The organism is Nonomuraea sp. NPDC048882, from assembly GCF_040649755.1.
Taxonomy (GTDB): Bacteria; Actinomycetota; Actinomycetes; order Streptosporangiales; family Streptosporangiaceae; genus Nonomuraea; species Nonomuraea maheshkhaliensis.
Window position 1 is genome coordinate 26,432 of record NZ_JBEZGB010000014.1, and the last position, 15,158, is coordinate 41,589.

12 protein-coding genes are annotated in these 15,158 nt (G+C 72.8%); 3 read left to right on the forward strand and 9 right to left on the reverse strand.

The features are described from left to right. Positions 1–13 precede the first annotated feature (13 nt). The 3 genes from AB0C27_RS39805 to AB0C27_RS39815 form a co-directional block, all read right to left on the reverse strand. Entirely contained in the window at positions 14–1,522 is a 1,509-nt protein-coding gene (locus AB0C27_RS39805) for an FGGY-family carbohydrate kinase (protein WP_357855624.1), read from the reverse strand. A 2-nt stretch (positions 1,523–1,524) separates the two neighbouring features. Then, positions 1,525–2,577 carry a galactitol-1-phosphate 5-dehydrogenase gene (locus tag AB0C27_RS39810; RefSeq protein ID WP_357855627.1) on the reverse strand — a complete coding sequence of 351 codons (1,053 nt, stop codon included), beginning with the start codon at positions 2,575–2,577 and terminating at the stop codon, positions 1,525–1,527. A gap of 63 nt (positions 2,578–2,640) precedes the next feature. Then, entirely contained in the window at positions 2,641–3,639 is a 999-nt protein-coding gene (locus AB0C27_RS39815) for a substrate-binding domain-containing protein (RefSeq protein ID WP_357855630.1), read from the reverse strand. Between the two features lie 196 nt (positions 3,640–3,835). On the opposite strand from AB0C27_RS39815, the gene AB0C27_RS39820 reads away from it, so the two are divergent. From AB0C27_RS39820 to AB0C27_RS39830, 3 genes are all read left to right on the forward strand, one after another. Beyond that, positions 3,836–4,387, forward strand: coding sequence for a GNAT family protein (locus tag AB0C27_RS39820; protein ID WP_357855633.1), 552 nt, complete (start codon positions 3,836–3,838; stop codon positions 4,385–4,387). 101 nt (positions 4,388–4,488) lie between these two features. Continuing rightward, on the forward strand, positions 4,489–6,705 hold the full coding sequence (locus AB0C27_RS39825; protein ID WP_357856372.1) for a glycoside hydrolase domain-containing protein: 2,217 nt from the start codon (positions 4,489–4,491) through the stop codon (positions 6,703–6,705). Further along, positions 6,702–7,979: a glycosyltransferase gene (locus AB0C27_RS39830; RefSeq protein ID WP_357855636.1), complete on the forward strand. Its 1,278-nt coding sequence runs from the start codon at positions 6,702–6,704 to the stop codon at positions 7,977–7,979. The genes AB0C27_RS39825 and AB0C27_RS39830 overlap by 4 nt, the downstream gene beginning before the upstream one ends. Positions 7,980–8,027: 48 nt before the next feature. Here AB0C27_RS39830 and AB0C27_RS39835 read toward each other — a convergent pair whose 3' ends face one another. The 6 genes from AB0C27_RS39835 to AB0C27_RS39860 form a co-directional block, all read right to left on the reverse strand. Then, positions 8,028–9,191 carry a cobalamin B12-binding domain-containing protein gene (locus AB0C27_RS39835; RefSeq protein ID WP_357855639.1) on the reverse strand — a complete coding sequence of 388 codons (1,164 nt, stop codon included), beginning with the start codon at positions 9,189–9,191 and terminating at the stop codon, positions 8,028–8,030. Further along, positions 9,188–10,867 (reverse strand): SpoIIE family protein phosphatase, encoded by a 1,680-nt coding sequence (locus tag AB0C27_RS39840; protein ID WP_357855642.1) that lies wholly within the window; start codon positions 10,865–10,867, stop codon positions 9,188–9,190. Before AB0C27_RS39840 ends, AB0C27_RS39835 begins: the two co-directional genes overlap by 4 nt. Positions 10,868–11,218: 351 nt before the next feature. After that, positions 11,219–11,713 (reverse strand): GNAT family N-acetyltransferase, encoded by a 495-nt coding sequence (locus AB0C27_RS39845; protein ID WP_357855645.1) that lies wholly within the window; start codon positions 11,711–11,713, stop codon positions 11,219–11,221. 211 nt (positions 11,714–11,924) lie between these two features. Further along, positions 11,925–12,611: a response regulator transcription factor gene (locus AB0C27_RS39850; RefSeq protein ID WP_357855647.1), complete on the reverse strand. Its 687-nt coding sequence runs from the start codon at positions 12,609–12,611 to the stop codon at positions 11,925–11,927. Next, positions 12,608–13,762: a hypothetical protein gene (locus tag AB0C27_RS39855; RefSeq protein WP_357855650.1), complete on the reverse strand. Its 1,155-nt coding sequence runs from the start codon at positions 13,760–13,762 to the stop codon at positions 12,608–12,610. The genes AB0C27_RS39850 and AB0C27_RS39855 overlap by 4 nt, the downstream gene beginning before the upstream one ends. After that, positions 13,755–14,996 (reverse strand): ATP-binding protein, encoded by a 1,242-nt coding sequence (locus AB0C27_RS39860; protein WP_357855652.1) that lies wholly within the window; start codon positions 14,994–14,996, stop codon positions 13,755–13,757. Before AB0C27_RS39860 ends, AB0C27_RS39855 begins: the two co-directional genes overlap by 8 nt. Positions 14,997–15,158 lie beyond the last annotated feature (162 nt).

Below are 15,158 nucleotides of genomic sequence, written 5' to 3' on the forward strand. Positions count from 1 at the left end.
CGATCGTCGCGGCTCATGCGCCCGGCCTCCTCCCACTGAGGCGGTGGGAGATGCCGGTCGTGGCGGCGGTGGCGGCGCGGTAGTCGGCGTAGCCGTGCCGGTAGGCCGCCACGTTCCCGGCGACCGGCTCGACCGTGCGCACCTTGGGCGCGTAATGCGCCGCCGCCTCCGCCAGCGAGCCGTGCCGGCCCGAGCCGGCCGCGGCCAGCACCGAGCAGGCCCGCAGCGTGAGGTTGTCGCCGCTGACCAGGTGGACCGGCCTCCCGAGCACGTCGGCGGTGGTCTGCAGCCACAGCTCGTTGTGCTGGATGCCGCCCGACAGGAAGATCTCGTCCACCGCGATCCCGCCGTCGGTGAAGGAGTCGACGACCTGGCGGGTGCCGTACGCGACGCCTTCCACCGCCGCCCGGTAGACCTGCTCGGGCGTGCTGGCCAGGGTCAGGCCGAGCACCGCGCCGCGCAGGTGCGGGTCGCGCAGCGGCGTGCGGTTGCCCATGAAGTAGTCCAGGACGATCAGCCCGTGCTCCACCGGCGGCAGCTCCGCCGCCGCCTTGATCAGCCCGCCGATCTCCGCGCGTGGCCGGCCGATGAGCCCCTCGCCCGTCCACGCCAGGACGGAGCCCGCGCTCACCTGGCCGCCCTCGACGAGCCAGCGGCCCGTGCGCAGCGCGTCCGGGTACGGCCCCCACACGGTGGCGGGGAAGACCGGCTCGGCGACCTCCGTGACGAAGGCGTTGGACGTGCCGCACACGATCGACACCTGCCCTTCGTGCCCGCCGCCGACGGCCAGCAGTGACAGGTGCGCGTCGATCCCGCCGGACACGACGGTGGCCGGCCCCGTGATGCCGAGCTCCGCGCGGGCCCGCGCGCCCAACGGCCCCACAGGGTCGCCTACGGGCACGATCTCGTCGGGCAGCTTGGCGGCCAGGTCGCCGATGCCGAGCGCCTCGTACAGATCGTGCGGATGACCGGCGCCGCGCGGGTCGTAGTTGCTCTTGCAGACCGCGTTCATCCGCGAGCCCGCCCACCGCCCGGTGAGCCGCCAGACCATGTAGTCCACCGCCTCGACGATGCGGGCGGCGGCACGGTAGGTGGCGGGCTCGTGCCGTGCCAGCCACATGGCCTTGGGCACCAGCCACTCGACCGCGTCGCGGCCGCCGGAGTAGCGCAGGACCGGATGGTCGGTGCCGGCGGTGAGCTCGGACTCCTCACCGGCCCTGCCGTCCATCCAGAGCAGGGCCGGCCGCAGCGGGCGGCCGTCCCGGTCGAGCACGGCCACCGTCGAGGCCGTGGTCGCCACCGCGACCCCGTCGATCTCCGGGCCGCCGGCCTCGGCGAGCGCCTGCCTGACGGCGTGCGCGCCCGCCCGCCACCAGTCGTCCGGATCCTGCTCGGCCCAGCCGGGCCGGGGGAACCGGGTCGGGTACGAATCCGCGCCCGACCCCATGAGCGTGCCGTCGACGCCGTAGACCGCCGCGCGGGCGCCTTCGGTCCCCAGGTCGAGGGCGAGGAAGGCAGCCATCGTCACTCCTCGTTCGGCAGGAAGAGGACCTTGGAGCTGAAGATCGAGCGGTCGCCGAGGCTCGCGATCGTCTCGGGCAGCGCGTCCAGCCCCAGTTCGTGCGTGATCATGAACTTCCAGGCCAGGTCGCCCGAGGCCAGCGACCGCGCCGCCACCCGCCACTCGTCGCCGGGGAAGGGCGCGGAGAAGGAGTTCCAGGCCCCGTGCAGGGTGACCTCGCGGCGCAGGAACGAGCTGAACGTGGCCTTGGGCAGCACCACGGGCTCGTGCGGGATGCCGATGAACACGGCCTCGCCGTGCCTGGCGGCCAGCGCCACGGCCTGGTCGACGGTGGCGGGCACGCCCGCGGACTCGATGACCACGTCGTAGCCGTCACCGGCCGTCTCCGCCGCGGCCTGGGCGCTGGTCGCGGTGTGCGTGGCGCCCGCCTCCGTGGCCATGGCCGCCTTCTGCTCGTTCAGTTCGACGACCAGCACCTCAGCGGCCCCGGCGAGCCTGGCCCACTGCACGGCGAACAGCCCGATGGGGCCCGCGCCCACCACCGCGACCCGCTTGCCGCCGCGCATCTTCGTCCGCCACAGGGCGTGCAGCGCGATCGCGGCCGGGTCCAGCATGGCCGCCGCGCGCGGGTCGAGGTCCGCGGGCAGCACCATCAGGTTCTCGTCCGGGACGGTGACGTACTGCGCGTACGCCCCGTCCCGGCGGCTGCCGAAGTAGCCGTAGTTCTTGCACAGGCTGAAGTGGCCCTGGCTGCAGGGTTCGCAGGCGTGACAGGGGATCAGCGGGGGAACCGTGACCAGGTCGCCCTCGCGGACGCGGCCGGTGGCGGCCAGGTCCGCGCCGAGCCGTACGACGTGGCCGGAGAACTCGTGGCCGCAGATGATCGGGAAGTGGTACGCCCCCGCGTGCAGCATGCGGGGGACGTCCGAGCCGCAGACCCCGCAGGCCGCGACGCGGACGAGCGCCTCGCCGGGCCCCGGCTCCGGCACGGGCACCTGCTCGACCCTGATGTCGCCGGGGGCGTGGAGCACCGCGGCCTGCATGGTTTCCGACATCCTTGCGCCTTTCTTACTGGGTTGCCTGGCCTGGGTTGCCGGGCTTTGGTGGGTTGCCGGGCTTTACTTGGTCGCCTGGGCGAACTCGCCGGAGCCCGCGTACTCGGCCGCGTTGTCCGTGTCGATCAGCGCCGTGCCGGCATCGATGTTCGGCTCGACCTGCTCGCCCTTCTGGACCTTGAGCACCGTCTCGACGGCCTTGGAGCCGAGGGAGATGGGGTCGTTGAGCGCGGTGGCCACGTACTGGCCCTGGGGGATCTGCTTGACCGCCTCCATGAGGCCGTCGACCCCGGCGACCAGGACCTTGTCCTTGCCGTTCTCCTTCAGCACCTGGAGCGCGCCGAGCGCCATGTCGTCGTTGTGCGCGTACACGGCGGCGACGTCGGGGTGGACCTGGAGCAGGTCCTGCATCGCGGTGACGGCCTTGGAGCGCACGTAGTCCGAGTACGGTCCCTCGACGATCTTGATCTTGGGGTTGCCCGCCACGGCCTCGTGGAAGCCGGCGCTGCGGTCCCGCGCGACCGCGCCGCCCGCGTCACCGCGGATCTCGATCACGGTGCCGCCCTTGTCGCCGAGCTGCTCGCTCAGCCGCTTGCCGACGAGCGCGCCCATCGCCTTGTTGTCCCGCCCGACGTGCGCGACCGCGCCTTCGGGCACCGGCCGGTCCACGGTCACGACCGGGATGCCGGCCGCCTTGGCCGCGGCGATGCCGGGCTGGACGCCCTTGGGGTCGACCGGGTTGATCAGCAGGACGTCCACCTGGCGGGTGATGAGGTCCTGGATGTCGTTGTTCTGCTTGGTGACGTCGCCGCCCGAGTCGGCGAAATAGAGCGTTCCACCAGCCTTCTTGGCGGCGGCCTCGGCGCCCTCGCGCAGCTGTACGTAGAAGGGGGACTGCTGGGTCGCCTGGCTGAAGCCGATGGCGACGGGGCCGTCGTCCTTCTGCCCGGAGGCTCCGGTGGAGCTATCGGTTGAGCCACCGGGGGAGGTGGACACCGAGCACGCGGTCAAGGCGGTGACCAGGAGCAGGGCAGGGATTGAGAACGACCGGAATGCACTCATAGGGGCCTCCGTATGTGACGTAGGTAACGCACCGTAAGTCGGCTTTTAAACTGATCGCAACACTTGAGCCACATTTTGCTCATATGAGCACGGGTGCGAAGGTCGCTCTGGCCGGCGGTAAAAGCGGAGGCCCCGGAGGTCACCGGCGGCGTACGTTACTTCCGTACGCCTATAGGACGATCTTTGGAGATGAGTGATGTTCGCGGTGTCCCTGGGTGACGACGGCGCCGAGCTGCGCCCGCTCGAACCGTGGCAGGCCGGGGAGTTCCTGGCCCACATCGAGCGCGGGCGCGAGTTCATCGGCCGGCACGTCGGGCTGCCCGACCGGATCCAGGACCTGGAGTCGGCGCGGGACTTCCTGCGGGATTACGCGCTCAAGGCCGTGGACGACACCGCCCGCATCTACGGCATCTGGGCCGACGCCAAACTCGTCGGCGGAGTCATCTTCCGCACCATGGACGTCCCGCGGGGCAACGCGGAGGCGGGCTGCTGGCTGGAGCCGTCGGCGGCGGGCAAGGGGCTGGTGACCAGGGCCGTACGCGTGATCATCGACTGGGCCGTCGAGGAGCGCGGCATCCACCGCGTGGAGTGGATGGTCTCGGCGGCCAACGGGCCCAGCATCGCCGTGGCCCGGCGGCTCGGCATGACCAGGGACGGGGTGCTGCGCGAGAGCTATCCGCACCGGGGCGTACGGGCGGACGTGGAGATCTGGTCGGTCCTCGCGCCCGAGTGGCGGGCCCGCCGCTGACCCGCCGGACGGATTCGTGGGACAGGATTTCATCTCGGCGAAACCTACGGTGAGGTGACGCTGGGTAGAGTCCCCGCATCCTGGACAACGTTGACCCCTTCATCGGCACAGCGGCCACCGACCTGCCACGCGCCCGCGGTCTGGCCGCCACCTGGTGGTGGCCGAAACCGCAGGTGGGAAACACCCACCCCGGCGCCACGTCGCCGCTCGGCATGGTGTCGGCCTGCGCCTACTCGGGGGCCTACCCCACCGGCTACGGCCGCTACGCCAAGAACACCGAGGGCGTGCCCGAGGAGATGTACGAGCGGCTGCAGGCGTCCGGCTTCACCCACTTCCAGCAGTCCGGCACCGGCGCGATCCGCAAGTACTACAACTACGTCCGGGTCACCCCGATGGTGCAGGCACTCGACGTGCTCGGCCAGGCGTGGCCGCTGCGCGACGAGGTGGCGGAGGCGGGCTACTACGCGGCCACCCTGGACACCGGGATCCGCTGCGAACTGACCGTCGGCGCCAAGGTGGCCGTCCATCGCTACACCTTCCCCGAGCACGGCAGCGCCCGCGTCGTCGTCGACCTGTCCTGCGGCGGCCTCGACATCGAACTCGGCCGCACCGTGCCGCTGCGGGCGCAGGTCGAGAGCGTGGGGCACGGCCGGGCCCAGGCCACGGTGGTGATGGAGGGCGTCCCGCTGTCGGTCTGCGTCGACGTCGACAGCCCGGGCTGGCGGCAGATGCTCTGGTACGACCGGCGCCTCATCGACGGCGGCACCCGCCTCGACTTCGACAGCATCCGGCACACCACCCTGCGGCCCTTCGGCCTGCTCTTCATGGGCCCGGCCACGGCGGGACAGACCATCGAGGTGCGGCTCGGATTCTCGCTGCGCGGGTGCGACCAGGCCCGGCGGAACCTGGAACGCGAGTGCGGGGCCGCCCAGCCCGCCTTCGACGCCGTACGCGGGCGTACCAGGGCACGCTGGGCCGACCACCTCGGCCGGGTCCAGGTCGAAGGCGGTACCCCGGCCCGGCGTACCGTGATGGCGACCGCGCTCTACCACGCGCTCGTCAAGCCGTGCATCGCCGACGACGAGAGCCCGTTCTGGCCGGCCTCGGGGCCGTTCGCGTTCGACGTCTGCACCATGTGGGACATCTACAAGACGCAGCTCCCCCTGCTCGCCGCCATCGTCCCCGGCCGGGCCGCCGACCTGCTCGAATCGCTGATCAGGGTGTGCGAGGAGGAGGGCAACTTCCCCATCGGCTACCGCATGGCCCGCGGCGCCGACCGGTTCTTCCGGCAGGCCAGCGCGCTCGTGCACACCGCGCTGGCCGACGCCCACGCGCTCGGCCGGGAGAGCTTCGACTGGAACTGGGCGCTCGTGCACATGGTCGGCGACCTGCGCCGGATGTACGGCGAGGACTTCTTCGAGCACGGCCTGGTGCACCCGATCACGCACACCCTCGACCTGGCCTACGCCTACCACTGCACGGCGCAGGTCGCCAGAGCGCTCAACGACCGCGGCCTGGCCGACGATCTGGAAGACCGCGCCCGCCGGTGGTCCAACGCCTTCGACCCCGGCACCGGGCTGCTGCGCGACTCGGAGTTCTACGAGGGCGGCAAGTGGAACTACTCCTTCCGGCTGCTGCACGACATGGCGGCGCGGATCGCCCTGGCCGGCGGCGACGAGGCGTTCGCCGGCAAACTCGACCGCTTCTTCGGGTTCGGCGCCCCGCCGGTGCGGCAGCCGGGCCGGCGCCCCCTTCCCGCGGAGATGCTGGCCGGCTACGCGCTCAACCGGTTCGAGGGGCTGAACAACGAGCCCGACATGGAGGCGCCGTGGGCCTACCACTACGCGGGCCGGCCCGAGCGCACGGCCCAGGTGGTGCAGGCGGCGCTGACCTGGCAGTTCGGCACCGGGCCCGGCGGGCTGCCGGGCAACGACGACTCGGGCGGCCTGAGCTCCTGGTACGTCTGGGCGTCACTGGGGCTCTTCCCCGTCGCCGGGCAGAACCTGTTCCTCGTCAACGCGCCCGCGTTCGACCGGGCCGTGCTCAGGGCCGGTGACAACGAGTTCGTCATCGAGACCAGCGGGCACCGCGAGACGCCGATCGGCGCCGACGGCCTCGACCGCGACCCGCCGGCGCAGTACGTCCAGGCGGCGACGCTCAACGGCGAGCCCCTGCACGCGACTCACCTGAGCGCCACCACGCTGCATCGCGGCGGCCGGCTGCACCTGCGGCTGGGGCCGGAGCCGTCGGCGTGGGGGCGCGACGTCCGCCCGCCCTCCCTCTCCCATCCGCCCGCGACACCGGAGGAAACGCGATGACCCACCCCCCTCGCCGTCTCGTCATCGTGGTCAGGGCCGATCCGGTCATCTGCGGCCACTCCGGCGAGGCGCGCAATCTCGCCGAGGTGGCCCTTACCCGCGGGTTCACCGACGTACGACTGCTGACCTGGCCGATTCCCGCGCTCCAGGCGGCCGGGTTACCGCTCAAGCCGCTGGACCGGCTGCTGCCGTACAGCGCCGGGATCACCGTCGAGCGGCCGGACGCGGTCGGCGACTACCGGGTTCCCGACGGACGCCACCAGGCCGGGCTCACCGGCCGGCTCGTCGAGCTGCTCGCCGAGCCGGTGCCCACGGTCTGCCTGTCCATGTACCTCGCGCCGCACACCGCGGTCGTCGTGGACGCGGTGGCGGCGGCACGCGCGGCCGGGTTCGCGCCCGACGTGCGGACCGTGGCCAAGGCGGTCGGCTCCGACGTGACGAACGTGATCCGGTCATGCCTGCGGGAGGGCCGGTTCGGGGCGGCGACCGTGCTGTTCACCACGTTCCTGGCCAACGACGAGGTCGTCGCCGTCTCCGAATACACCCGGCAGGAGATCATCGCCTCCGCCGAGCAGGTGGACGCCCGATGCGGCACCACGTTCGCCGAGCAGTGCCGGCGCCGCGTCAGCGTCAGCTACCCGCCGATCGACTCCTCCGCCTTCCTCGGCCTGGACGACCCCGCGCGGCTGGACGGCGCGCTCGAACGACGCGGCCTCTCACGTGACGGATACGTGCTCTTCCTGTCCCGGGTGACCCGGGCCAAGGGTGTCCACGACCTGATCGCCGCCTTCACGAGGACGCGCTGCCGGTCGCGGGTCAAGCTCGTCGTCGCCGGCACCGGGCCCGATCTGGAGCAGGTACGCGCGATGGCCGCGGGCGACGAGCGGGTGGTCTTCATGACCGACGTCGACGACCAGGAGAAGGCGCTGCTCATGCGCGGCTGCGCGGCCTACGTCCTGCCGACCAAGCCCGTGCCCGAGTTCGTGGAGACGTTCGGGATCGCGCTGGCCGAGAAGATGCTGGCCGGCGGCGGGCCGATCATCACCACCATGACGGGCGGAACCCTGGAGGCGGTCGGCGACACCGCCGTCATCGTCGCGCCCGAGGACGTCACCGGCCTGGCCGCGGCCCTCGACCGGGTGGTCCTGGACATGTCCCCGGCCGAGCGGGACGACCTCGAACGGCGCGCCCGTGCCCGCGCGATGCGCTTCGACCGGGCGGCGGTCTTCGACGACCTGTTCCCGCGGCCGCAACCCGCCGTCGAAGTCGCCTGAGCCGCGTCCGTCGAGCCGGTGGCCGGACGGTCGCCGTCGCCCGTCTGGTCATGCGCCGGGCGGCTCGGTGTGGTGGGGGAGGCGCAGTGCGGCTTCGGCTCGGGAGAGCGCGCCGACGGCGTGCGGGAAGTCGGTGAGACGGGCGGCCAGCGACTCCAGCATCGACCGCAGCAGGGCGGGGGAGACGCCACGCGCCTCGTGCGTGTCGGCCATCCAGCGCACGAAGGACGAGAGGATCTCGGGGTCCTCGACGTACAGGGCGGCCCGCAGGAAGTCGACGATGTGGGCGACCTCCTCGGCGGTCTGCTCGAACCACCGCCCGCCCTGCCCGGGCGTCGGCCGGTGCTCCGCCGGCTGCTCAGCTCGTGGTTCGGTCTGCTGCGCGGCCTGCTGTTCCGTTCGCGGTTCGGTCTGCTGCTCGTTCCTGGACGCGGTCTCGGGGAGTCGCCGGGTCAGGTCGTCCAGGACGGCTCGCACCAGGTCGGGGGCGGATCGGGTCACGTGGCTGTACTCGCGGCCGTCCAGGTGCGGCAGGTCGTCCTGGACGGTACGGCCGCGGAGGGGCAGCGGCCCTGCGGCCAGGAGGTCGGCCGCGGCCCGCGCGTCGGGCGCCCAGGCGTCGGCCCCGAGCAGGCGGGCGTAGCAGCCGTCCGCCCCGAACGCGGGACCCCCGGCCAGCACCGGCATGCCCGCCGCCCGGCACGCGGTGATCGCCATGTGCGCGGCGGGCAGCCGGACGGCCAGCGAGCTGGACAGGGCCACCACGTCGGGGTTCGTCCGGTGCAGGTGCGCGACCAACTGCGGTGTGGACACCTGCGCGCCCAGGTAGTCCACGTCCCATCCCCGGGTCCGCAGCACCTCGGTCAGCAGCCGGGCGGGGAACGCGTGCCACTCACCGTCGATGCACGCCACCGCCACCCGCCCCAACCCCGCCGCCTGGTCGGCGATGCGTTCGGTGGTGCGGTCGGCGAGGGCGGTGAGCACGCGTTCGTTGACGGCGGTCGTGGTGTGCTCCTGGGCCACCGTGATCCGGTTGGCCGCCCATTCGTGGCCGACGCGCGACTGCACCGCCGCGACGATGTCCAGCAGCAACGTCTCCATGGGGACGCCGGCGTCGAGGGCGGCCATCGCCACACCGGTGGCGGCGTACTCGTCGCCGGCCGTAGCCGCCGCCCACAACGCCTCGGCCCGCTCCTCGATGTCGTCCTTCACCGCGTTCCTCCCGCCGACGCCCCCTGCGCTGACGTGTTCTGCGCTGACGTCTTCTGCGTTGACCTCTTCTGGGGCGGCCCGTTGTCCGGGGCGTCGCGGGGAGCGGTGATGGCGACGACGGCCATGTCGTCGTGCTCGCCACCGCCGACCCACTGCGAGGCCAGCATCTGGACGCGTTCCGCCAGCGCCTCCGGCGGCATGCCCGCGCACATGTGCAACCGCTCGCACAGTCGTTCCTCGCCGAAGAACTCCTGGCCGAGCGGGCCGCCCCTGGCCTCGATGATGCCGTCGCTGTAGAGCAGGCACGTCTCTCCCGGCTCCAGCACGACGGGCGTGGTGACGCAGGAGACCTCCTCGATCGCGCCGATCAGCGTGCCCTCGGCGGGGACCGTCTCGACGCGGCCGTCGTTCCTGATGATCAGTGGTGGCGGATGGCCGGCGCTGGTCACCCGCAGCGCGACCCGCCGGCCGTGCCGCTCGAACGAGACCAGTACGAGGGTGACGTAACGGGTCGGATCACCATCGTTGACCAGCACGCTGTTCAGCCGTTCCAGCACGCACCGGTGATCGTCGGCCAGGGGCAGCAGCGCGCGCAGGGTGTTGCGGATGCGGCCGGTGAGCACGGCGGCCTCCAGCCCCTTGCCGGCCACGTCCCCGAGGACCACCAGCGACTCGCCTCCCGTGCCGGTGACGGCGTGCACGTCGTAGAAGTCGCCCCCGACCCGCTCGGCCGGTCCCGCCGGCCGGTAGAGCGCCGCCAGCTCCACCCCCTGCAGCCGTGGCGTCGGCGGTGGCAGCAACTCGGCCATGAGGACCTCGGTGATGGTCACCTGCTCGGTGTAGAGGCGGGCGGCCGAGATCGCCGACCCGGCCAGTGCGGTGAACAGCCGCACGAACGCCTGCTCACCGGCCGCGAACCCGGCCGGGCGTCCGTGGCGCAGCAGCACCAGCGCGCCCACGGGCAGCCCGTGGCCGGGCAGCGTGGTCACCGCCACGGACCCCTCGCCGGGCAGGGCGGTCACCGCTTCGGCCCCCTGCTCGCCGGGCCGGTGGGGGAGCAGCCAGGCGGGCAGCTCGGCCGGGTCGATCCAGTGGACGGACTCCGGCGGAAGGGACTGCAGGGCCTCCGCGAGCCCCGGCGCCGTCCGCGGGTCGGCGCTCACGCTCTCGCGCCGCACGCCGCGGTCCGGCTCGTACCAGGTGAGCAGCTGTTTACGGCCGGACAGCGGCAGCACGACCAACGCGGCGTCGGCCAGGTACCGGACGGCCAGCCGGGCGACGGAGTCCAGGCAACGATCGAGGTTCAGCGACGGCAGCAGCTCGTTCGCGGCCTCCACCATGCACGCGCCCCACTCCCGCTCGGCCGGTCGCGCCGCGACCTCCGGCCGCTGCTCGGTGACGTCCACGAGCCACCAGACGACGTGGTCGCCGTCGGAGTGGACGGGGTGGGCCTGGAAGGTGCGCCCGCCGATCTCGCCCTCGACCGCGCGCGGCCCGTCGTGGGGCCCGTCGTGGGACCCGCCGTGGGCGCGGGTGAGCCAGTCGGGTGCGGTCCGTGGCATCCGCTCACCGTCCGTCGTGCCGGTGAGCAGCAGCCGGGCAGCCTCGTTAGCCTGCGCGACGACACCCGTGGCGTCGATCGTCAGCATGGGGTACGGCGAGTCCTCCCACATCATCCGGCCCCTGCTCTGCCCCCGACAAACCTGGGTAGTCGCCACATTACAGGCGGTTAGCCATTGCTTGTCTCTCCGTTGTGCATCTTCGCCGTCCCTTTCCCGGCTGCGGGTACCCGCCGTGCTCGTGGCGGCCGGGCCGCCTGTGCGCATACTTCCGGCATACCGCCGCCGGATACGGTCTCCCAGCAGGTGATCGGCACAGGGCGCGCCGATCCCGGGAGGATGGGATGGCGGCTCTTCTCTGAGGGGGAGGGGAGCCGCCATCACAGCCCGAGTCGCCGCAACCGGGCAGAGCGCCGTGATCGGGCAGGGCGCCGCAACCCAGGGCGCCGCTGCCCGGCAGAGCGTCGTTTACCGGACGCTGCGGTACTCGGCGGTCGCCGTGTCACCGCCGGTGCGACGGAGGCCGGCCTTCTCCAGTACGCGGACCGAGGCGGGGTTGGTCAGCTCGACCGTGGCCCGCACGACGGAGACCTCCGGCGCGGTCAGGGCGAACTCGACCAGCGCCTGGGTGGCCTCCGACGCGTAGCCGAGGCCGCGCCGCGAGGGCACGACCCCGTACCCGAGCTCCACGACACCGTCGCTCGGCGGCCAGAACAGGCCGATGGAGCCGATCACCAGCCCGCTCTCGCGTTCGACGATCTGACGGTGGCCGTACGCGCCGACCAGATCGGACTGCCCGTGGATGACGCCCGCGATCACGCGGTCGCCCTCGGCGGGGAAGTCGTCCGCCCAAAAGGCGGAGCGGCTGCCGTCCAGGACCGCGGTGAGGTCACCGGCGGGCCATGGACGCAGCACGAGGCGGTCGGTGGTCAGATCCGCACCGGTTATGAAAAAAGTGGACACGTGACACTCCTGGTCGTTGTCGAATGACGACCGGGACGCTGCCGGCGAGCCGCTTCTCAGACTCGCGCGACCCGGTCAAGGGCATGCCGACGAAGCTCTCGGCGAGCCATATTCATCAACCTCCCCTGCCGACGCGGTCACGTGCCGGGGCAGCCTATCGCACGGGCGGCGTCCGCCCGGATTCTGGAGGGCCGGCTCACGGAGGGCCGGCTCACGGAGGGCCGGATTCTGGAGGGGCGGTGCGGTTCAGTTCGGCGAGGGTGATGAGGCCGTCGTCGAGCGCGCGGCCGACCAGCTCACTCTTGGTACGGGCACTCCGCCCCACATCGGCGTACTTCACCCGGACGCGGGTGATGTAGGTGTCCACGGTCTTGACGGTGATGTTGAGCTTGGCGGCGACGAGCTCCTTGGACGAGGACACGAACCACGCCCGCAGCACCTCGGTCTCCCGCTGCGACAGGCGCGGCCGGTCGGGGGAGTCGTCGGTGATGAGCGCCCCTGACAGCGACGGCGCCGTGTACGACTCGCTCCGCGCGGCGGCCCGGATCGCGGGCACCAGGTGCTCGGGGCCCTCGCGCTTGGTCAGGTAGGCGAGCGCGCCCAGGTCGATGCACTTGATCGCGGTCGCGTCGTCGGTGTGCTGGGAGTAGACGATCACCCGCCGGCCGCTGTCGACCAGCCTGCGCAGCTCGCCGAAGTCGGGCCGGTGCGGCACCAGCTCCAGATCGAAGATCACCACGTCGGCGTCGGCCCCCGGGCCGGTCCAGACGTCGGCCAGGCGGTCGCGCGCGTCGACGAGCTCGATCGGCGGCACCGCCTGCGCACACCAGAACCGGACCCCGGCGGCGATGGCCGCGTGATCGTCGACGATGACCGCGGTGATCGTCCCGTCGTTCACAGGGGTCGGAGACTGTGCCGCGCGACCGGTCCCCCCGTCGGTTCCATGCTCGGTTGCCATCGGACCTCCAGCCATACGATGTCGTCGTTGTGCAACGCCTCGACGAGGACGCCTGGAGTCGCCGGGCCGGGCAGCTCCACCTCGCCGCTGTCCGCGACGACGCTGACCGACACCAGCTCCGGGCCGGCCACCACGGTGACCCGCGCGTGGGAGACGGCGGTGGCGAGCACGGTGAGCACCGCCTCGGTCAGATCGCGACGGACGGCCACGGGCAGCGGCGGGCACTGCCCGCGTGCTTCCAGCTCCACCACCACGCCCTTGCGGTCGGCCACGTCGGCGCAGTGGCGCAGCTCGTGCATGAGGGGTTCGGCGACGGCGTCGGTCTCGGCGAACAGCCGCCGCATCCTGGCCGCCTCGATCGCGCAGCGCCGCTGGACCGCCGCGTCCTCGGGGCGGAGCGAGCCGTCGGCCAGCCCTTCCAGCAGCGGGATCGCGGACGTGGACAGTTCGGCGAGCCGCTGCCGCCTGCGCCGGTGGGATTCGGCCGCGACGGCCTCGGCGACGCGTACCCGCTCGGCCTCCTGCTGGGAGGCCGCGGCCGCCGCGCTGAGGCCGTGCAGGGCGGCGGCCGACACGGCGACGCACAGCGGAAAGCCGATCACGGTCACCGAGCCGGTCGCGAACCGGGCCAGCGCACCCCGGCTGGGGCCGTCGAGCAGGAGCAGGTGCAGCAGCGCGAGGAACTCGTGGGCGGCCAGGAAGGCCCCGGCGATCCGCAGCGGACGGTCGAGCAGCACGACCAGGCCCACCCAGTTGGCGGCGCCGAAGATCCAGTCCACGCCCGTCGCGGTGCGATCGTCCGGCTGCGTCGCGTACGACAGCGCCGACGCGGCGAGCACCAGGGCGACGGCGGCCCGGCGCGTCCGGCCCCACGGGCGCCGCCGGACCAGGAGCAGGATCTCGCCCGCGAGCGGCACGCCCAGCATCGCGAGCGCGGCCCACTGGGTGAACGCGGGCTCGTAGGAGTCCAGGTGGCGCAGCAGGTTGGACAGACCGAGTCCGAACACGATCGCCACGGCCACGGTCGCGGTGGCGATCCGCAGGCCGTGGCCGAGCTGGTTCCTGGTCTGCTCCTCGGTGGCGTCAGTCATGCCGCGCCTGCCATTCCAGCCGGACCAGGGTGCCTTCGCCGGGAGCGGAGACGATGTCCGCCGAGCCGCCGACGCGGGTCATCCGGCCGCGTACGGACTCCCTGACGCCGTGCCGGGTGAGCGGCACGTCCCGCACGCGGAACCCCTTTCCCTCGTCGGCGATGTCGAGCCGCAGCCGCCCGCCGTCGCCGCTCAGCCGTACGGTCGCCCTGGTCGTGCCCGAGTGGCGGCGGACGTTGGCGAGGGCCTCCCGCGCCGCGCCGGCGACGGCCGCGGCGACGCCGGGCGGGAGCGGCAGCCGCGCGGGCGCCTCGAACTCCACGCTCAGCCGCACCACCTCCAGGTCAGCGCGTAGCATCCCGACCAGATCCATGAGCTCGCCGGCGACCGCCTCCCCGGAGGCCGGGCCGGAGCCTCCGGAGGTCGGGCCGGAGTGCCCGGGGGTGAGCGTCTCGCCGGGAGGCGGGTCGGCGGGGCCGGGGTGCGTGGGGGCCCAGGCGCTGCCCGTACGCAGGCTGTCCAGGTCACGGCGGGCCTGCGGGGCGAGCCAGCCGGCGTCCGAGCGCACCTGCCCGATGCCGACCATCAGCAGGGTCGTCGCCGCCGTGTCGTGCAGGGAGTTGGCGAGCTCGCGTTCCTCGGCGCGGACGGCCGCGGCGACCAGCGACCGAGCGCGGGCCCGCGCGGCCTCGTCCGCCATCCGGTCGGCCCGTGCGGCGGCGCGCCGGACCAGCGTCCAGACCGCCCTGGACAGCCCTGCCGCGGGCACCGCCCACATCGTCCCCGTGACCAGGGTCGGGTCGGGATCCTCCGTCGCCGCCGAGGCGGCGGCCAGGACGGCCACCGCTCCGCCGCCGGCCACGAGCGCCGCCACGCCGCCCACCAGCGGCGTGGTGTGCCACTGGCACGTCACGCAGAAGAAGGTGACCAGCAGCCGCAGCCAGCCGGTGTTGGTGTCCGCGACGGCGTCCGTCCAGAAGACTCCGCCGAACAGCCCGAGCTGCACCAGGACGTCGAGCGCCACCGGCAGGCTGCCCCGCCCCGCGCGCAGCCACCACGCGTAGCCGCACGTCCAGACGAACGCGACGGCGACCATGACCCCGGTGGCCGCGAAGTGCTCGGGCGGCGCACGAAACAGGGCGATCCCGCAGATCGGGACAAGCGTCGCCAGCCGCACGGCGGCCGCGTACCGGCGGCCGAAGCGCGTCAGCAGCCGCGCCGCCTCCTCCGCCACCTCGTCCTCCGCCCGATCGCCGTCTCCCGCAGGAACGCAGCCTAGCCAAATCAAGATCTCCCGAAGCCGGACGAACGCCACATTCGTCGCAGAGGCCTTCCCGAGTGACCAGGTCACGATTCGGTGGAATCGATCCCGATCATCACGCTTAACTGCTTGCCT